Genomic DNA, 18789 nt, shown 5'->3' with positions numbered 1-18789 from the left:
GCAGTGTTCAGCGTCGCAGTGGTCGTCCTGGAATGGGGCGTCCAACGCTCCACGGTTTCCATCCTCGTCGAATTGATCTTCGTCTCCGCGGTGTTCGTCGCGTTCGAACGCTGGATGAAGAACCCGGTAGAGGCCCACGTTGGCAGCGGTGGACCAACCGGTCCGTGGTGGCACGCCCTCGCAGCAGCCGCAGTCGGCCTCGTCATCCAGGCGGCGATCGTCAATGCCTTTCGTTGGTGTTGCGCACCTCGGTCCCGGCCGCAGAATGATCGCTCAATTCCAGTTGAACCATTTCGGCGGAGCAAGGCTGATCTTCGCCGCCGACCTTCGGCGCACCATCGAGTCTCGAGCGGACTCGACCGAACTTCTCGACAAGACGGCGGCGGTCGTTGGAGGCCGTCTCTCAATTGGGACCGGTACGCGGGCCCCGGCGACGCGACCGTGTCGTCGCCCTATTTGCGCAGCGCGGATCGCGCGCAACTCGCGCGATTCGTGCAGGACAGGGCCCCGCAGGGCCGCGAATTTCGCCTGCAAACCGTCCGAGGCCGGGAGACGTTCTCCCGGACGTACCTGCTCGACCGGCAGGCGGGCCTCAACGGCGAGTACATCGTCGATGCGCGCGTCGGGTTCGACACCTCGCCGGCCGAGAAGACCCGCCCGTACGTCCAGGTCACCTTCAACCGCACCGGTGCGGAACTCCTGGCCAGCATGACGGCGGCCAACGTGAAGAAGCGGATGGCCATCGTCCTCGACGGCAACGTCGACTCCGCTCCGCTCATCCAGACCGCCATCCCAGGAGGCATCTGCTCCATCCATCTGGGTGGGCTCAAACCTGTCAACGAGGTGCTTCAGGAGGCGAAGGACCTTGTCCTTACGCTCAGGGGGGGAGCGCTCCCTGTGCCGTTGCGCCTGGTGTCGGAGGAGCGCATCGAGCCCCGTGGGAAACCCTGATGAAGGAGTCCGCCGGAACGCTGCTCTATCGCAGGCGATCTGGTCGCTTCGAGGTGCTCATCATCAAACCCGGCGGATTCGCCGCGAGGTACGGATGGAGCATTCCGAAAGGACTGGTCGAGCCGGGCGAGGATCCCCAGGCGGCGGCGCGACGTGAAACGCGCGAGGAGACCGGCCTCGATCCCGGCCCGCTCGAGCTGCTCGGATGCATCGAGTACACGAAATCGAGGAAGCGTATCCATTGCTTCTTCGGCCACGCGCCGGAGGGGGAACCCAGGCGGACACGCGACTTCGAAGTCGCCGAGGCGCGTTTCGTCGAGAAGGATGAAGCGCGACGGTTGCTTCATCACGATCAGAAGGGGCTCATCGACATGCTCGAGACGCGGCTCGCAAGCTGAGCAAGCACTGCGATCGGCGCGATACGGCTGTTGGTACGCGCCGCGCTTTGCTAGGCTGATCGCGATGATGCGGAAGGGTGGGTTCACTGCATTGCGCTCATCGGTCCTACCTGTCGACTGCCCGCCGGCAAGAGTTGTTTTCGCATTTGCGTTGTTGATGGTCTCGTCCACCGGAAACACCGCAGGACGACCACCCGTATCTGCCGCGGCACCCATCGCGCAGCTCACGCTCGATTGGCCCGCCTTGGCGGAAAGGGTAGTGCAGCATCTCGCACTCGTTCCGGGCGAGAGAGTGCTTTCGCTCTGTGCAGGCGATCGCTTCCAGCGCGAGTTCGAGCCCCACCTGCGCTATGCGGTGATGAAAGCGGGCGGAGTCGATCTCGGCTGCCTCGAGGTGCTGGCCGAGCCCTTGCCGCAGGCCTTCGACCCGCAGGTCATCCAGCGCGGCACCTCGCCGGCCCGCGAGGCGCTCCGAGGTGTGCTGCGCGACGTGGACGCCGCCGTCATGCTGGCGGGGGCCGCGCCCAAGCACCCAGCCTACGCGGCGCTCCAGGATCTGCTCCGTCAAGGCAACAGCGCGCGACGCACCGTGCATTTTCACTGGGAGGGCGGCGGACAGCCCAGCGCGGTTGCAATTGCCGGCCAGCCGCTCCCCCCGCAGCACCTCATCGACGCGGTCTACCAACGCGCCGTCCTGCGCGAGGACTGCGCCGCCATCGGTGCTGCCCAGCGGCGCGTGGAGGCCGCGTTGCGCCGGGGCGAGGTGCGGGTGAAGACACCGCTCGGAACCGACCTCCGCTTCCGCGTGGGAGACCGGCCGATGAATTTGCAGGACGGTGACGCTTCGGCGGCCCGCGCGCGAACGGCCAAGGTGTTGGTCGACCGTGAAGTCGAGCTGCCCTGCGGTGTGCTGCGCGTCGCACCGCTCGAGGAGTCCGTGAGCGGTATCATCGCCTACCCGGTCACGCAGTGGGATGGGCGTCCTGTCGAAGGGCTCAAGCTCCATTTCGAGAAGGGCCGGGTGACACGCATCGAAGCCGCCGCGGGTCGCGAGGCCGTGGAGGCGGCGCTGCGCTCGGGCGGCCCGGGCAGTGAGGCGTTCCGCGAGTTCGCCCTCGGCTTCAATCCCGAGCTCGCCGTTCCCGAGCGCAACCCATGGATCCCTTACTACGGCTATGGGTCGGGCGTCGTCCGGCTCGCGCTCGGCGACAACACCGAGTTGGGCGGCAACGTCACCTCGGGCCGCCCGCGTTGGTGGGACCTCTTCGTGGACACGACGGTGAGCGTCGGGGACACGGTCCTCGTGCGCTCGGGCAAGCTTACCGGTCCGTAGAGTCATGATGGGCGGCGTGTGATGCGCATCGTCTCGCTTTTGCCGTCGGCGACCGAGATCGTCTGTGCCCTCGGCGCAGCCGATGAGCTGGTCGGGATTTCGCACGAGTGCGACTTCCCGGAGTCGATTCGAGGCCGGCCGGTGCTTACGCGGGCGCGCATCGATGCGGGCGCGTCCAGCCGAGCGATCGACGCCGCGGTGCGCGCGGTCGTTCGCGACGCGCTGAGCATCTACGTGGTCGACGACGAGCGGCTTGCCGCGCTGGAGCCGGATGTCATCGTCACGCAGGATCTGTGCGAAGTGTGCGCGGTTTCGCTCGACGACGTGCGCGCCGCGGTCGCGCGGCTGGCGCATCCGGAGCAAGTGGAGATCGTCAGCCTCCGGCCCACCCGTCTGTCCGATGTTCTAGCCGACGTTGAGCGAGTCGCGGCTGGCATCGGGCGCGAGGGGCAGGGGAGGGACGTGCGCGAGTCGTTGGAGACGCGCATTCGGGCAATTTCGGTCCGCGCCGCGCGGGGGACGTCGAGGCCGCGGGTCGTTTCGCTGGAGTGGATCGATCCGCTGATGATCGGCGGGACGTGGATGCCGGAGATCATCGAGCTTGCCGGCGGAATCGCGGCGGGTTCGAGCGCGGGCGCTCCGGCGCCCACCATCGCACCGCGAGTTCTTCGCGAGCTGCGGCCCGAGGTGGTGGTGGTGAAGCCTTGCGGGTTCTCGCTGCAGCGGGCACTCGCCGAGAGGGACATCATCGAACGGACCGTCGTCCAAATGACTGGCGCATCGGCGCGCATTTACGTCACCGACGGCAACGCGTTTTTCAACCGGCCGGGACCGCGCCTCGTCGAGTCGCTCGAGATCATGGCGGCCTGCGTTCATCCGGAGCTGTTTCAAGACTTCGCTCGCGCGCACGCTCCCGCCATCGAGCGCGTTCGCTGACGGCGCTCAGGTGGCGTCGTGGAAGATGACGCCCAGCGTGAACCGCCGGCCTGAACGGACGCGGCTGACGCCATGACGCAAGGTGACCCGGTAAGCACCGCGCGTTCCCTGCGCCGGGCGGTGGCGACCCGCGAAGACGACGCCTTCTCCTCGGACGAGGGGAACCACTTCTGCGCGCGACTGCATCCGGGGGCGCTGCTCAGCGAGGAGAAACTCGCCGCCGGTGAAGTCGCGGCCGGCCGTGGACAAGAGGAAGGTCACCTGCAGCGGAAAGAACACCTCGCCGTAGACGTCCTGGTGCAAGCAATTGTAGTCGTCCTTTTCGTAGCGCAAGAGGAGCGGCGTGGGCCGACTCTGTCCTGCGTCGCGGCAGCGGTCGAGAAAGTCGGAATGACTCGAAGGATACCGGTCGGACCCGCCGAGGAGGTTCTCCCACCGATTCGCGATCGGAGCGAGGTGCTCGTAAAGCGCCGGCCGCAGGTGCGCGATGATCTCCGGTAGCGGGTACCTGAAGTACTTGTACTCGCCGCGGCCGAATCCGTGCTGCGCCATCACCACCCGGCTCCGGAATCGCGCTTCGCTCTCGTAATCAGCCACCATTCTCGAACATTCCGCGGCCGTCAGGAGGCGACCGGTCGTGGCGTATCCGCGCTCCGCGAGATCGGATTGGATCCGGTTCCAGTCGAGAGCCGCGATGCGCCCTTCGATCGACGTTGACGGCCGCGCGGCGACTTGCGGGGACAGGTTGGACTGCGCCATGGGGCGATCTTGCGGCAGACACCGTCGGAAGCAAGGCTTCCCGACACCGTTTGCGAATTGCAGGTCCGCCGACGGCGGCTCACCATTCGCCGGCGGGCGCCTCGACCCGATGAGGCGCCGCAGCCCGCACGTTCAGGAAGGCGTAAATGACGATGTCGGCGAGCGTCGACTCCGAGTAGCTGCCGCCGTCCTGCAGGCCTTGAGCAGTCCGAGCCAGCCCGGATCGTCGAATTTTACTTGAATGGTCGCCACGGCGGGCCCCGGATACGTGATGAAGTTGGCCGAGGATCCACCTCCGACGACCCAGCCGGGCGGGACAGCAACGAAATTGGTTGCGGAGCCGCCGCCTGCACTCCAGCCCGGAGGGAGCGCCGTGTAGTTCGTCGCCGAGCCTCCTCCGATCGTCCAGCCTTGTCCGGATGGATAGCCCACGAAATTCGTCGCCGATCCGCCACCCGTCAACCACCCGGGTGGAAGCGCAATGAAGTTGGTCGTCGATCCTCCGCCGCTGCTCCAGCCCGGAGGGAGCGCGGTGTAATTGGTCGTCGAACCGCCGCCTGCGCTCCACCCTGGGAGCGGGGGCAACGCGATGAAGTTCGTCGCCGATCCGCCCCCGACGGTCCAACCCGCAGGCACCGCGACGTAGTTCGTCGCGGATCCGCCGCCGACGCTCCAGCCCGGAGCGTAAGCCACGAAGTTCGTCGCCGAGCCACCGCCCACGCTCCAGCCTGCCGGCACTGCGATGAAGTTCGTCGCCGAACCGCCGCCAACGGACCAGCCGCTGGGGTAGGCCACGAAGTTCGTCGCAGAACTGCCGCCGACGGCCCAACCGGAGTACTTGTTCGGGAATGTGATCAGGCCCGAGGTCAGGCTGATGTCGACATGGAAGGTATTGCCGCCGGTCCCACTGTCGCCGGCATCGCTGCCCGCGCCTGTGGACGCCGAGCCACAGCCAGAGCTCGAGGACCCCGAGGCGAACAAGAATGCCGAGATTGCAATCGCGCAACCGACGAAGCGAAGCGCGTTGACGCGAACATTCATCCATCCAAGCTAGCAAGTGCCTTGCCCACGTCCCAATTCTCGTCGGCGAGTGGGGTAGGTCCATCTGCTGCCGCTGCCGCCTGGGAGATCCGCCGGTACGGTCGAAGCGCGGCGTCGTTAACGGCGGGAGTCTCGGGTCGCGTTCACAGCGCGGAGGAGAAACTCGTCGACGAACCGAGCCACGTCCGCCGCTCGGTCCGGGATGGCGAGATGGTCCGCCGCGGGAAGCACAGCGAGGCGCCCGTCGGGAAGCAGGTGTTGCATCTGCGCGGCATGCTCGACACGCACGACGTCGCGATCGCCCAGCACCAGGAGCGTGGGCGCCCGGATGGTCTGGAGCTGCGCCGGCGTCCAACCCTTGAACTCGCGCATCCGCTGCACGGTCTTGGCGAAGAAGGAAGGCAACTGCTCGGGATGCGGCGCGGTCGCGAGGTATGCCTTCCTCAGCTCGGGGGGCATGTCGTCGAGCTTCGCGTGATCGAACCCTTGCCAGAATCGCGGGTCGGTGCCGTCGCGGCTGAAGAAGGCGGACTCGACGATGAGCGAGCGAACCACCTCGGGATGCCTGAGCGCGATCTCCAGCGTGATGTGTCCGCCATTGCTGTAGCCGAAGAAGTCGGCCTTCGCGACGTGGAGGTGCCGAAGCAGCGCGACGGCGTCCTCGGCGGACTGCTCGAAGGAGAATGGTCGGTCTACGTCCGCGGTGTGGCCGTGTCCCTGCTGCTCGAACGCGATCACCTGTCGCGTCTTCGAGACGAGCGGGATGAGCTTGCCAAACGAGGTCTCGATGGTGGAGCCGCCCCCATGGAGCAGCACGAGCGGGACGCCGTCCTTCGCCGGTTTGCCGCGGATCTCGTAGTAGAGCTGGAGCCCGTTCACGGGCGCGTACCCGGCGGCCGCGAGCATCAAAGCCATGACGCACATGTGCTCAGGCCTCCTTCCAGTACCGGTAGCCGTTGCTGCGGAACGGAAGCTGGAGCTCGGCGCAGATCTCTCCCAGGACGTCGGGCGTGTAGAAATAGTTCCTCACGCGGGTGAGTCGATCGCCATCCGCCTCCACTCGGGTGATGGCGCGCACCGCGTCGCCGTCGCTGTGCGCATACCAGTGGACCAGGAGCCACTCGCCGCGGTGCAGTCGTAGTTCGACGCGCGGGACCTGCGGCAACACGTTGCGGAAGAACGCAGGATCGAGGCCGGCGAGCCGCGCCGGATCCGCCAGCCGCCGGGTGCCGAAGAGCATCCCCTGGAAGACGCCGCGCCGCGCCGCCTCCGGGCCGTACTCCGTGTGAACGCGCACGACCTCGATTTCCGCCGTGTCGAGGAGGAGCGAGGTGAGCCGATCGACATCGCCGGCGTTGAACGCGGCGCAGAAGGCGTCGAGCACCGCCGGCTTGGGCGAAGCTTCAACCTGGTACACCGGCTCGATGAGCTTGCCCCGCCCGCGATGCAGCGCAGACTTGACGGTGCCCTGCGTCGTCGAGAGCGCCTCGGCGATCTCCTCCAACGTGAAATTGAACGCCTCCTTGAGCACCACCGCCGCGCGCTCCTGCGGGGAGAGCCGCGACAGGAGCGTACCCGCCGCTTCACGGACCGCGCGCGGCTCCCTGCTCGATGCGCGCTGCGGATCCGGTTCGGGCTCCGGCTTCTGGGCGCGGACGCGGTCGATCCACAGGTTCGAGGCGATCCGGAAGAGCCATGCACGCGGATTCCCGGGCATCTCGTTCATGCATCCGAGCCTCGCGAACGCACGGAAGAGCGCGTCCTGAACGAGATCGTCGGCGTCCCACGGACTGCGAGTCAGATGCCGGCAGTAGCGGTACAGCTCGGGCCGAAGCGGTTCGTAGAGATCGAGGAAGCGGTGCCACGATGCCTCGACGTCGTGGCGAAGCGCGTCGGTCACCTTCGGATTGCGGTTGTCCATGCACGAGGGACGGAAGAGAGAGGCAGAAGGATAGCAACGGAACGAGCCTCAACCCGCAAGTCGGGCGATGTGCTCGTCCAGGCGCGAACGAAACTGATCGTTTCCGCCGATGAACTGAATGCCGATTCCACGGCGCTCGGCGACGTGGACCACGTACGCCAGCACCGTATGGCGTCCCCGTACTCCCGGAGTCGTAAACTCGAGATCGACGATGCTCCCCAGCGGGGGCGGCGGATCGACCTTCACGAATGCACCGCTCCGGCTGATGTTGGTGATGTATCCATCAGCCGTTGAACCTTCTCCGCGTCGAATCGTCGCGCGAAGATTCGTATGCAATCGTGGGCATCCTCGATCTCCCGTGTCGCGATGCCGCGCCAGCAACACGGCGATCTGGTCCGCGCTGCGCTTGTCGTCAGCAAGCTCCGCCCAAAACCCGGAGTCCGGACCCGACGTCGTCTTCGCAATCAGCCCGGTGCTCCTCACGACCTCGCGGACGTTCGGAAAGTAGAGCTGAAGGCCGATGACGAGGCCCGCGCGAGGAGGGCGCGCCGACCGGACGTGGATCAAGTCCTTGCTCAACGACGTCGAGGTCGTCTGCACGACGACGCCGCCCGAAACGTACCGCACCGGTATGATGAACTTTGGCGGTGGCGAGTCGGGTTGATTCTCATGCGGCGTGGCCGGCATCCGAATGACCTCGATAAAGGCGTCGTCTGATCATTTACATTAGATGCCATACGATCGGTCTGCCAAGTTTTTCGACTGTGCATGGCAAGGAGCGAATGGGCCTCCTGCCGCCGGGCTGACCGACGACGCTACGCCGCACCTCGCATCATCGACAGTACCGCCGCGAAGTGCAGCACCGCCGCGACCAGAGTCAGCCCATGGAAGACTTCGTGGTACGCGAACACCCCTGGAACCGGGTTCGGCCGCTTGAAGGCATAGGCGAGCGCGCCGAGCGTATAGGCAATCCCGCCGACGAGAAGCATCCCCGTTGCGACGCTGCCGAGAACCGCCCGCACCGAGCCGAAGTAGGGGACGATCATCCATCCGACCGCGACCGCGAGTCCGTCGCTCACCGCTTTCGGCGCCGATACCCAGAAGACGGATTGTGCGATCCCGAGGAATGCGCCCGCCCAGATCCAGCAGAGCAGGGTCCCAGCCTCCCCGGGTGGCAAGCCGACGATCGCGAGCGGCGTGTACGTCCCCGCGATCAGCAGGAAGATGGAAGCGTGGTCCAGCCGCCTCATGCGTGTGCGTGCGGCGGGTTCCCAGGTGACCCGGTGGTAGAGCGCGCTGACTGCGAACAGAGTGCACAGGGTGAGCGCGAAGACCGCTGCCCCGAACCTCGGTCGCCCGGCCGGAGCCGTCGCGACCAGCACCATCCCGGCGCCTGCGGCGAAGACAGCGCTCCACTGGTGCAGGATGCCGCGCAGCCTGGGCTTGGTCGGATGGCTCGCTTCGGGACGGGAGGTCGTCATCCGAGCATCCTGGGCTGCAAGGTGGCCGTGGCGGGTGGCCGCGGGATGAGCGAATGGCGGTGGATCTCGAGCCAGCCCAACCATCCCATCAGCACGCAGGCGTAGTAACCGAGGTCAACCTCGTGACGCCGGTATGAGAACGTCGCCGAGGCCGGGTAGCGATGATGGTTGTTCTGGAACCCCTCGCCGAGGATCAGCCACGCGGCAAGGTGGTTGTTGCGGGAATTGTCGTCGGTGTCGAAGTTGCGCCCGCCCACCGCGTGCCCGAGCCAGTTGACGAGCCCGCCCTGGATAGGGTGGCTCATCATGCCGAGGAAGTAAGCGACGCCGAGAAGTGGCCCAACGCAAACCGCGAGCGCCACCCCGACGAGGGCATGAACGACGTAGGGCAGATACCAGAGCTTGCGGCGGATCAGGATGTTGACGGGGAAATCAAGGTCGCGTGCATAGCGCGTGTAGGCGGGGTCCTTCTTGAGCAGTCCGATGATGACGCGCTTGTAGCTGCGCAGTTGCTCGAGTCCCATGCCGCGCATTCCGACGTTGACGGGCGAATGCGGGTCCAGCGGCGTATCCGAGTATTCGTGGTGCAGTCGGTGCATCACCACCCACGCCTTGGGGTCGAGTCCGGTGACCCAGTTCCCGCCGGCGATCACCAGCCTGCGCAGCAGGGGATGCAGGGTGACGGCCTGGTGGGCGAATCCTCGGTGGTAGCCCACGCTGATGGTAAGGATGTTCAGCAGGTAGGCGACGGTGAAGACGGCTGCGCAGAGGACGATGTACATGACGGACCCCAGGGTTGTTGCTACTACTCAGTAAGTTCCTTGGAAGTAACTTACTGATGGGTAACAGGAGGCGCAATGGGGCGCAAGCAGAAGCTCACGGCAGCCGATCGCCGTGCGCAGTTGCTGGAGGTCGGCCGAGCAGTCTTCGCCTCGCACGGTTACGAAGCGACCACGCTCGATGAAGTGGCCCGGAAGGCCGGCGTGACCAAGCCGATCATCTACGAGCACTTCGGCTCGAAGGACGGGCTGTATGCCGCAATCGTGGACCGCGAGATGGACGACCTCGTCCGCCGCGTGTCGGTGAGCATCGCGGAGGGGAGCGCCCGGGAGCGCTTCGAAGGGGCCGTCGTCGCGTTCATGTCGTACACGAAGGAGGTCCCTGCGGGGTTCGCCGTGCTCACCCGGGACTCACCGAACATGTCTGCGCGACGAGGACTGACCCGGGTCATCGATGATCTGGCGCACCGCGTGGGCGACATCTTCCGGAAGCAGTTCGAGAACGCGGGCTTCGCCCCGAAGGTCGCGCCGATCTACGCGAACGCTCTCATCGGGATGGTCACGCAGGTTGCCCAGTGGTGGGCGGCGGCCGGCCGTGGCTTCTCCATCGACGACGTTGCGAAGCACGTGGCCGCGCTGGGGTGGATGGGCCTCCGGCACCTGCCGCGCAATCCCTCGTCACCGCTGGGTGCGGGCGCGAAGGTGCGGCATGCTCGCGCCTGAACCTCAGAGACCGGGGGCGGCGCCGGCCCTGGCTGGCTGCGCGACGAAGCGGAGGTCGCGGTCGTCGAGATAGCGCTCGAGGCGCTCGGGACCGTGCAGCACATCGGCGAGCCCGACATGGCCATCTGGCCGCACGAGGTAGGTCGCATCGCGGGCGAGCCCTGCGCGCGCCGCGTTGCGGCTCCACGGAAAGACGTGCAGCGGCAGTCCGCGCGACGCGCACCTTGCAGCCAAGCCGCCACCGGCGCTGCCGTACACGTGCACCTGCCACTCCAGCGACTTGAGCGGCGTGAAGTTGTCAGGCGCGGACTCGACCCATGGCAGCCGATCGCCGCCGCGGATGCGCCCGGCGCGCCCCTCGCTCAAGCCGCTCTCCCGATACTCGATCGCCGTCTGGGAGACGGTGCGAAACAGGAAGCGCCGCACCGCTGGCAGCCGGAACAGGGTCGAGATCACGCGCGGCGCCACGTGCACGCGCACGCGGGCTGCGAGCCGCCCACTCCTGGTGACGAACTGGAAGACACGGTCAGTGGTCGCGACCAGGCGGCGCGCAAAGCCGATCCGCTCCGGCTCGTAGCTGTCGAGGATGCGCGCCGGCGCTCGTCCGCGTATCGCCGCCGCCAGCTTCCACGCGAGGTTCACTGCGTCGCCGATCCCGGTGTTCATCCCCTGCCCGCCAACCGGGCTGTGGACGTGCGCGGCATCGCCGACGAGGAAGACGCGCCCATGGCGGAAACGCGCCGCGACGCGGTGGTGTACGTGGTAGGTCGAGAACCAGTTCACGCGGCGGACGTCGACGCGCAACCGCTGCAAAAGGCCCTTGCTCACGTCGTTCCAGCCGAGATTCTCGCCCTCCTTCTCCGCCTCGGGGCGAATGGTACCGATCAGCCGGGCGCGGCCCTCTTTCTCGAGCGGGAAGATGGCGGCGAAATCGCTCTCGTCGATCGAAACGTGCAGCTCGCGGTCCATCAGCGGCCCGTTCGCCTCCACGTCAGCGACGTAGAAGAGATGCTCATAAGTGCCGCCCGGAAAACTGATTTCGAGCTTCTCGCGCACGGTCGAGTGTGCGCCGTCGCAGCCGGCAAGAAATGCAGCCTGGCACGTCGACCCTGGCAAGCGCGCCAGGATGCGTCCGTCCGTTTCCTCGAAATCGATCAGCTCGGTCTTGCGCTCGACGTGCACATCCAGCTCTTCGAGCCGCGCGATCAGGAAGCGCTCGTGCTCGTCCTGCGGGTAGATGAGCCCGTAAGGAAAGGGGCTCCGGCCCGCGCCCAGGCTGCGGAGGTCGAGGTGCGCGGCTCTTCTGCCTCTGGCCCAGAGATTTGCTGCGGAGAACACCAGGCCTGCTTCGACCACTTCGTCGGCGATACCGAGCTGGCGGTAGAGCTCCAGCGTCCGCGTCTGAACCGCCAGCGCACGCGAAGTGGTCCCTGGTTCGGCAGATTTGTCGATGATGCGGATCCGGATGCCGAGCCGGGCGAGCCAGAGAGCGAGCACGAGACCGGTAGGGCCGGCGCCGACGATGAGGACTTCAGTGTCCATGCGGTCAAGCGAGGTTGGATCTCGGACCGAGGTTGGATCTCGGACCCGCGAGCTCCCTGCGCGCGAGCGCGTCCTGCTTCCGATGCGTCTTCTGGAGCGCCGCGGCGAGAAATTCGGCGACGTCATGTCGTGCGCCGATCGCGGATGAATCATCGTGCGCGATGCGGAAGGTCCAGAAGGATTCGATCGCCGAGCGTCCGAACAGCGCTGTCACGTGACTGGCGATGAGGTGCTCCAAAGGGACGCGTTCGTAGTCAGGTGCCTCGATGAAAGGCGGAAGCGCGGGATGCACGAGGATCACGCCGTATTTCCTGGAATTCGTGCCTCGGAAGCGCACCACCAGCCCCCACGTGCCGTGGCGCAGGGTGGGCAAGGGATGCGCGCGGTCGAGGACGATGGGAGTCAGGAGAGGCAGGATCTCGGCGCCGAAGCGGGAATCGAGAAATGCTTCGGTTTCACGCGACTGTACCCGGCGCAGGATCGGTCGAACATCGATGCGCGTGCCCGGGATCGCCAAACGGTCCTCCACGATACCTGATGCCGCTCGCGAGAAATGGACTCAGCCCAACGCAGAGAGGATGCCGGGCGCTACCGACCCCTCGAAGCCCTGAGTAGCTCGGCGACCAACGCCGCGGACTCGTACGCCCCCTCGTAGAGCTCCCCGTTGATGAAGAAGGCCGGGGTCCCCTTCACCCCGCTCCGGACGCCTCCGAGGTAGTCAGCGCGCACCCGGGAAGCATGGATTCCGGACTTGACCTCCTTCTTGAATCGCTTGATGTCGAGATCCGCCTTCCGCGCAAAATGGGTCAGCCGGCCGTCGTCCATCTCCTCCTGGTTCTCGTACAACACGGTCGCCATCTCCCAGAAACGGCCCTGGCTGGCCGCCGCTTCGGCGGCCTCTGCAGTGAGCTGTGCCAGCGGATGGATCTGCGAGAGCGGAAAATGGCGAAACGCAAAGGCGACCGAGTCACCCAGGTCGTCCGCGATCTCGAGCACCATCGGATACATGCGCGCGCAATGAGGACACTGGAAGTCTCCGTACTGCACCACGGTCAGGGAGGCATCCACGCGTCCTCGGACGTGGTCATGAACGGAGAGTGGGATCGCCAAGGTCGCCATCCGGCATCCCGTCAGCTTTTCTCTGCAGGCTCCTCGGCCACTACTTCTGCGGCGATGACGAACGGTCCCGCGGCGTGAAGCCGATCGATGACTGTTTCGCTCGGCGATTTCTTCCGGAACCGCACGCGGTACTCCAACACGTACTGATCGTTCCCACCGTTGCGGGTCCTCTTCAGTTTGTAGCCCTTGGTCATCTCGTCGAGAACGTCGTCGACAACCGCGCGGGCCTTGTCAGGATCGGTGCAGTACACGAGGAGTCGCTCCGCAGGTCTTTTCGCTTCTAAGTTTCCGGGTTCCGGGCTCCCGCCTCCGATGGCCAGAAGGCCGGTATCCGCCGACGGACTTGCCACGGATGCGTCTCCGCTCACCGCGGGCAGCGCAACGGCATTGTTCGCCGGCGTCGGACTCGGCGCGGGCATGCAGAGCAGGCCGAACGTGTGTTCGTGGTCGGCCGTCAGATCCATCTTCCAGAGCAGCAACTCGAGCACGCAGAAGAAGATCGAAAGGAATGCCGCGATGGCGAGCCTGCCGACACCGGCGGCGAAGCCGATCCCGACCGCCGCAAACACGTAGACCGCGTCGCGGCTGTCCTTGAGGTTGTTCCTGAAGCGGACCGCCGCGACGATACCGGCCAGGCTGAAGGCCAGGGCAAGGCTGTTCTGGACCACGATCAGGATCGCGGAAATCACGACGGGCAGCATGATCACCGTCTGCACCAGAGACTGGTCGTACTTGAGCCTGTTGCGGGTGCGCACGTAGGTGAATGCCACCGGCAGCGCCAGCAGGAAGGAACCGATCACCGCCGCGGCGCCAGTCAGGAGCGGAGGCAAACTGCGGAAGAGCGGGGCCAGGAAACCCTGGGCCACATCGCTCCATGCGGGATTGGCGTTCACGAGCGCGCCGGCATCCGCTGGCGCGCCCCCGGCCAGCAATGCCCCCTTCATGTTGTCGGTCAGGACGATGAATCCCGCCACGACCACAAGGGTCGCTCCGTAATAGATCGCAAGCCGACCGAGGGTCGTCCGACCGATCTTCCTCGATCCGGTCTCGACGCCCAGACGCGCGGCGAGTCTTTCGATATTCGAGGTGACCGCCATCGAGATGCCTCCCGAAACCAGCCCTTCGGCTGCAACCGTTGGGCCAAGCCTAACGCGCCAGGGGAAAACGCGCGAGCGCACCCCCCTCGACGTTCACGGTCGCCGTGCCGTAAGAGGGACGGGAAATGTGCCCGCGAGTCGTCAAACCCGGCGCTTGGCGGTTCGTCGCCCTCTCGTTCTGTTCCGCCGCAGCCACTGCGAGTGAAGGGCCGGCGTCCAACCCGGACAAGGCGTCCGGCGAATCGCCTCGCATCGAGACGCAGGCACCTGGACCGCATTATGAGGCGGGTTGGCTGACGCGGTTCTTCCTCGGCTCGCAATGGCGCGATCTCTGGACGACGCCGATCGAGGCGCCGGTCCTCGACCTGCAATTCTTCGACGGGGGACTGCAACCGGAGCGGCGCGGTGGCGGTCAGCAAACGAAGAATCTCCGCTTTCAGAGTGGCAACGGACACACCTGGAGCTTCCGCTCCGTCGACAAGGATCCGACCGGGATGCTCGATCCCGAGACGCGGGCGTCCGCGCTCGGTGACATCGTCCAGGACCTGACCAGCACCGTGCATCCGGGCGCAGCGCTGGTGGTGGCGCCGCTGCTCGAGGCGGCCGGGGTGCTCCATGCTACGCCGCGACTCGCCGTGATGCCGGACGACGCCCGTCTCGGTGAGTTCCGCCCCGTTTTCGCCAGAATGCTCGGACTGCTCGAACAGCGAATCGAGCACGACATCCCTGGCGGCGGGAAGGTGAGGGACACGATCGACCTCTTCGTTCTCCTCGACGAACGCGACAGCGAGGAGGTCGATGCGCGCAACTACCTCCGTGCCCGGCTGATCGACATCCTGGTGGGCGATTGGGATCGCCACCTCGATCAATGGCGCTGGGTCCGTTTCGACGGCGAAAGGCGATCCTGGCGGCCTGTCCCCCGGGACCGGGATCAGGCGTTCAGCAGGTTCGGAGGCGTGCTTCCCTCCGTGATCGCGTACTACACGAAGCAGCTCACGAGCTTTCATGCCTCGTACCCCGCGATTGACAAGCTCACCTTCTCCGGCCGGTTCACCGACCGGCGTTTTCTCGTCTGGGTGGATGGCCCCTCGTGGGAGACCGTGACGGCAGAGGTCGTCGCGAGTCTCACCGATTCCGTGATCGCCGATGCCGTCCACCGGCTTCCGGCCGCGATGTACGCGAAAGGAGGCCCGGAGCTCGAACGACTCCTGCGCGCGCGCCGCGACGGGCTCGCGCAAGCCTCCCGCGATTTCTACCGGTTGCTGGCGGCGCGGGTGGACTTGCGCGGGGCGGAGGGCGAGACGCTCACGATCAACCGGATACCGGGTGGCGATCTCGAGGTCGCTACCGCGCGTTTCCGGCGCACGTTCCATCCCGACGAGACCGAGGAGGTGCGGATCTATACGCCCCGCGGAGGCGCCGTGCGTGACGTTGGCGGCGGCGCCAGCCCGATCGCGGTGCGGATCGTGCCTGCCGATCCGCGGCCTCCCGAGCCGATCCGCCCACGGTACGAACCTTTCCGGGACTGGGGGCAGGACCTGCTCTTTTTCCCCCAGTTCTCCTATGACTCGACGCGCGGATTCGTTCCCGGGGCGCGAGCGCAGCTCACGCGCTACGGCTTCGGGTTCGATCCGTTTTCCTCGCAGATGAACTTCGCGGCAGCCTGGGCCACGGGAGTGAACCGGCCGCGTCTGGAGTACACGGCGCAGCTCCGAACCCGTTCGCCAATCACCGGGATCGTCTACCTCGCCTACTCCGGCATCGAGCTGGTGAACTACTACGGTCGTGGCAACGAAACGGTGATCGATCAGGCGCGATCGAACGCCGGCTTCTACAACGTCCGGCAGGAGCGCCTGATCGCCTATCCGCTGCTGGAGACGTCTTTGCTCGGGCCACTCCGCGGCCACGTCGGAGCAGTGCTGAAGCACGTCTCGAGCGTCCCGAGCACCGGTACCGCTGCCAGCGGCTTCCAGGGGATGACGCTGGGCAGCGGCGAAGTCGGAATCGCGCTGGATACGCGCACTGGTGTGCTCGCCGGCACCAGGGGCTTCGGTCTGCAAGTCATCGGGCGCCACACGCCTGCGGTCTTCGGCAACTCCGACGCCTTCACCAAGGTCCGCGGAGAGGCATCGGCGGCACTCGGCGGAAGGGTTCTGACGGACGTGTTTCTCAACCTCCACGTCGCCGCCGAGAAGAACTGGGGACAGTTTCCTTTCTTCGAGTCAGCTTTCCTGGGCGGGACCGCGTTGCCGCCGGCGCTCAATCTGACGGGAGCGATGATCGGCAGTCCGCTGCGCGGCTACGACGCAAACCGGTTCGCCGGCAATGCCTCCGTAGGAGGGAACGCGGAGCTGCGGTTCTCACTCGGTCGATTCACCGCGCTGCTTCCGTTCCGCTACGGTCTGCTCGCGCTGGGCGACGTGGGACGCGTGTTCGAGTCTGGGGAAAGCTCGTCGCGCTGGCATTCGGCGGCGGGCGGCGGGATCTGGGTGGCGGTGTTCGCGTCGGCCTGGGCCTTCGAGGTCGGCTCGTCCTTCAACGCGATGGTGGTCCGTTCGGACGAGCGGACCGCCTTGTATCTCTCGACGGGATTCGGTCTGTGAGCGGAGGCTTGCATGTCCAAACATGACCCGCCCATCGTCCGATCGGCCGCGCAGCACGTATTCCAGATCTTCCGGGATGCCAGACCGGACAACCCGCTCGTGTTCCACAATTTCGGTCGCGCGCGCGCCCTGGTCGATGCCTGCAGGGACATCGCCGACGGCGCGAAGCTCGATGACGGCGACATGTCGGTCCTCCTGCTCGCCGCCTGGTTCCACGACACCGGCTATGCCGTCGGACCGAAAGGAAACCGCAAGCAGAGCGCCGAGGTTGCGCGGGCATTCCTCGCCGAGCAGCGGGAGCTGCAAGAGCTGGCGGACGAGGTGGCTGCCGCCATCGAGGATTCGGACTCTCCAAGCCCGGACAAGCCGGTGCGGGAGGTCCTCCACGACGCTTTGCTCGTGCCGATCGCCAGCAAGAATTATCTGGAGCTGGCGGAACAGTTCCGGCTGGAGCGGGAGCGTCGCAACGGCGAGGTCCACTCCGACGTCGAGTGGTCGAACATCTGCATCGCGTTTTTCGACAACCATCGATTCCTGACCCGCTACGCGCAGCTCGAGTACAACGGCCGCAGGGCCGGCAATCTGGTGCGCCTGCACAAGCTTCTGCGCAAACAGGTTGCGGAGGCCACCGATCAGGACGCGCAGCAGGCGAAGGCCACCAGGGACGTCGGCAAGACGGTAGAGAACATCTTCGACTCCATCAGCCGCAACCAGATCCGCCTTTTCCAGATCGCTGACCGCCGCACGAGCACGATGATCCACGTGAACGCCATCATGATCACGCTCGTCGTCGGCCTGTTGCTCCGGCGGCTCGAAGAGCAGCGTTACCTCATGCTCCCGACGTTCGTGCTGCTGACGGTGAATCTGCTCACCATCGTCCTCTCCATCTATTCCATGCGCATCGGACGATCGAGGCTGCGGCACATCCTGGGCGGTGACGTGGCGGTGCACGACGACAATCTGCTGATGTTCAGCAACGACACGCCGTGGTCGCTGGACGAGTACCGGGCGCGCATGAACCGCCTCGCCAACAGCTGGCCCGCGCTGCAGAAAACGCTGGTGGACGACATGTACTTCATCCGCAAGCTGCTCCTGGAAAGGACCAAGGCGCTGAGGGTTTCGTATGACGTCTTCATCGCTGGCCTCGCGATCGCGGTGATCGCCTTCGTCGTCGCGATCATTCGCGGATGAGGAGTGGAGCTCCAGCCGCACTGGCCGTTCTCTGGGCAATTGCCGCGGGTGCTGCCCCGCTGCCGTCTTCTCCTGCCTTTATCTCCATCCCCACCGAGGAGCTGCAGCAGAATTACGATACCCTGTGGGCCGTCAGCGACGTTCACGGGCGGCGCAAGCAACTCGAGAAGTTGCTGCGTGCGGCCGGAATCGCGGCACGCAACGGCGGCGAGATGAGCTGGAAATCCGCGCAGGGAAGGCAGCTCTTCATCGTGGTCGGCGACTGCATTCGCGGCGGACCCGATAGCCGCGGCGTGGTCCTCTTGCTGAAGAAGCTGCAGGACGAGGCCGCCGCGGCCGGAAGCCGTGTCGTGGTCCTGCTCGGGAACAAGGAGGTCGAGTTCCTCGCCGATCCGCTCAGGTTCAGGGAGGACGAATTCAGCCGGTTGATCCGGACGATGCCCGTCGCCGCTGTCGTCGGGTCATGGCTGTTCGCGCATGCCGGCTACATCGACGCGCAAGACGACCCCGATGCGCTGCGCGACTATTTCGTACGGGCTGGCGAGGGCTGGTCGGCGGGAAAGTATGACTTCCTCCTCCAGCGGCACTCGATTCTCGAGTACCACAACTGGTGGAAGAGCGAGCGCCGCCGATCGAAGCTGAAGGAGCGTCTGGCGACGCTCGGGCTCAACGGGCTCGTCTTCGGCCACGATCCCGACGGGCTGGGAGCACCGAGGACCCTGGCCATGGACGCGGGCGGGTGGTTGATCAAGCTCGACACGGGGCTGAAAGAGGGAGCTTCCCACGGGATGATGCTGCGTTGCGAGGTGTCCAGGATCGTGCGGGGGACGCAGCTCGCCATGAGCGAGAACGGCAAGCCGATCTGCCGAGCGCTGATGCCGGACGGAGAGGTGCGCGAGCTCCCGGTGCATTGAG

General features: G+C 66.1%; 19 protein-coding genes. 8 read left to right on the top strand and 11 right to left on the bottom strand.

Translation table 11 applies throughout. The features are described from left to right. Nucleotides 1-441: 441 nt before the first annotated feature. The 4 genes from E6J58_18490 to E6J58_18475 are packed head-to-tail and all read left to right on the top strand — an operon-like array spanning nucleotide 442 to nucleotide 3618. Nucleotides 442-951, top strand: a complete 510-nt coding sequence (locus E6J58_18490) for a hypothetical protein (protein ID TMB34538.1) — start codon at nucleotides 442-444, stop codon at nucleotides 949-951. After that, the gene (locus E6J58_18485; GenBank protein ID TMB34537.1) at nucleotides 951-1349 is read left to right on the top strand and encodes an NUDIX domain-containing protein; all 399 of its coding nucleotides are present in this window, start codon (nucleotides 951-953) and stop codon (nucleotides 1347-1349) included. The genes E6J58_18490 and E6J58_18485 overlap by 1 nt, the downstream gene beginning before the upstream one ends. After that, a complete protein-coding gene (locus E6J58_18480; protein ID TMB34536.1) occupies nucleotides 1276-2682 on the top strand; it encodes a hypothetical protein in 1407 nt (468 codons plus the stop codon). Before E6J58_18485 ends, E6J58_18480 begins: the two co-directional genes overlap by 74 nt. A 21-nt stretch (nucleotides 2683-2703) precedes the next feature. Further along, nucleotides 2704-3618 (top strand): cobalamin-binding protein, encoded by a 915-nt coding sequence (locus E6J58_18475; GenBank protein ID TMB34535.1) that lies wholly within the window; start codon nucleotides 2704-2706, stop codon nucleotides 3616-3618. A 6-nt stretch (nucleotides 3619-3624) separates the two neighbouring features. Here the strand turns inward: E6J58_18475 and E6J58_18470 are convergent, their stop codons facing one another. From E6J58_18470 to E6J58_18440, 7 genes are all read right to left on the bottom strand, one after another. Then, on the bottom strand, nucleotides 3625-4377 hold the full coding sequence (locus E6J58_18470; GenBank protein TMB34534.1) for a proline hydroxylase: 753 nt from the start codon (nucleotides 4375-4377) through the stop codon (nucleotides 3625-3627). Between the two features lie 132 nt (nucleotides 4378-4509). Next, nucleotides 4510-5418, bottom strand: a complete 909-nt coding sequence (locus E6J58_18465; GenBank protein ID TMB34533.1) for a hypothetical protein — start codon at nucleotides 5416-5418, stop codon at nucleotides 4510-4512. A 117-nt stretch (nucleotides 5419-5535) separates the two neighbouring features. Then, a complete protein-coding gene (locus E6J58_18460) occupies nucleotides 5536-6342 on the bottom strand; it encodes an alpha/beta hydrolase (GenBank protein ID TMB34532.1) in 807 nt (268 codons plus the stop codon). A gap of 4 nt (nucleotides 6343-6346) precedes the next feature. After that, nucleotides 6347-7339: an RNA polymerase sigma factor gene (locus tag E6J58_18455; protein TMB34531.1), complete on the bottom strand. Its 993-nt coding sequence runs from the start codon at nucleotides 7337-7339 to the stop codon at nucleotides 6347-6349. Nucleotides 7340-7387: 48 nt separating this feature from the next. Then, nucleotides 7388-8026, bottom strand: a complete 639-nt coding sequence (locus tag E6J58_18450) for a hypothetical protein (GenBank protein ID TMB34530.1) — start codon at nucleotides 8024-8026, stop codon at nucleotides 7388-7390. A 128-nt stretch (nucleotides 8027-8154) separates the two neighbouring features. Further along, nucleotides 8155-8820 (bottom strand): hemolysin III, encoded by a 666-nt coding sequence (locus tag E6J58_18445; GenBank protein ID TMB34529.1) that lies wholly within the window; start codon nucleotides 8818-8820, stop codon nucleotides 8155-8157. Next, a complete protein-coding gene (locus E6J58_18440; GenBank protein TMB34528.1) occupies nucleotides 8817-9602 on the bottom strand; it encodes an acyl-CoA desaturase in 786 nt (261 codons plus the stop codon). Before E6J58_18440 ends, E6J58_18445 begins: the two co-directional genes overlap by 4 nt. Nucleotides 9603-9677: 75 nt before the next feature. Between E6J58_18440 and E6J58_18435 the strand changes: the two genes are divergently transcribed. Beyond that, entirely contained in the window at nucleotides 9678-10322 is a 645-nt protein-coding gene (locus E6J58_18435; protein ID TMB34527.1) for a TetR/AcrR family transcriptional regulator, read from the top strand. Between the two features lie 3 nt (nucleotides 10323-10325). On the opposite strand, the gene E6J58_18430 is transcribed toward E6J58_18435, so the two are convergent. The 4 genes from E6J58_18430 to E6J58_18415 are packed head-to-tail and all read right to left on the bottom strand — an operon-like array spanning nucleotide 10326 to nucleotide 14080. Continuing rightward, nucleotides 10326-11864 carry an FAD-dependent oxidoreductase gene (locus E6J58_18430; protein ID TMB34526.1) on the bottom strand — a complete coding sequence of 513 codons (1539 nt, stop codon included), beginning with the start codon at nucleotides 11862-11864 and terminating at the stop codon, nucleotides 10326-10328. Nucleotides 11865-11868: 4 nt separating this feature from the next. Further along, on the bottom strand, nucleotides 11869-12396 hold the full coding sequence (locus E6J58_18425) for a hypothetical protein (GenBank protein TMB34525.1): 528 nt from the start codon (nucleotides 12394-12396) through the stop codon (nucleotides 11869-11871). A gap of 56 nt (nucleotides 12397-12452) precedes the next feature. Then, a complete protein-coding gene (locus E6J58_18420; protein ID TMB34524.1) occupies nucleotides 12453-12983 on the bottom strand; it encodes a DsbA family protein in 531 nt (176 codons plus the stop codon). Between the two features lie 11 nt (nucleotides 12984-12994). Beyond that, nucleotides 12995-14080, bottom strand: coding sequence for a DUF4956 domain-containing protein (locus tag E6J58_18415; GenBank protein ID TMB34523.1), 1086 nt, complete (start codon nucleotides 14078-14080; stop codon nucleotides 12995-12997). Between the two features lie 125 nt (nucleotides 14081-14205). Here E6J58_18415 and E6J58_18410 point away from each other — a divergent pair, with 125 nt between their 5' ends. From E6J58_18410 to E6J58_18400, 3 genes are read left to right on the top strand one after another with little or no spacing between them, the layout of a single operon-like run. Next, on the top strand, nucleotides 14206-16683 hold the full coding sequence (locus tag E6J58_18410; GenBank protein TMB34522.1) for a hypothetical protein: 2478 nt from the start codon (nucleotides 14206-14208) through the stop codon (nucleotides 16681-16683). A gap of 12 nt (nucleotides 16684-16695) precedes the next feature. Beyond that, on the top strand, nucleotides 16696-17874 hold the full coding sequence (locus tag E6J58_18405) for a hypothetical protein (GenBank protein TMB34521.1): 1179 nt from the start codon (nucleotides 16696-16698) through the stop codon (nucleotides 17872-17874). Next, complete coding sequence (locus tag E6J58_18400) at nucleotides 17871-18788, top strand: hypothetical protein (GenBank protein ID TMB34520.1); 918 nt, start codon at nucleotides 17871-17873, stop codon at nucleotides 18786-18788. Before E6J58_18405 ends, E6J58_18400 begins: the two co-directional genes overlap by 4 nt. Nucleotide 18789: the final 1 nt, after the last annotated feature.

This window comes from Deltaproteobacteria bacterium, assembly GCA_005879535.1.
In the GTDB taxonomy this organism is placed as follows: domain Bacteria; phylum Myxococcota; class Myxococcia; order Myxococcales; family 40CM-4-68-19; genus 40CM-4-68-19.
Note: the sequence above shows the minus strand (reverse complement) of the source record. Positions and strands in the feature narration are given on the sequence as shown.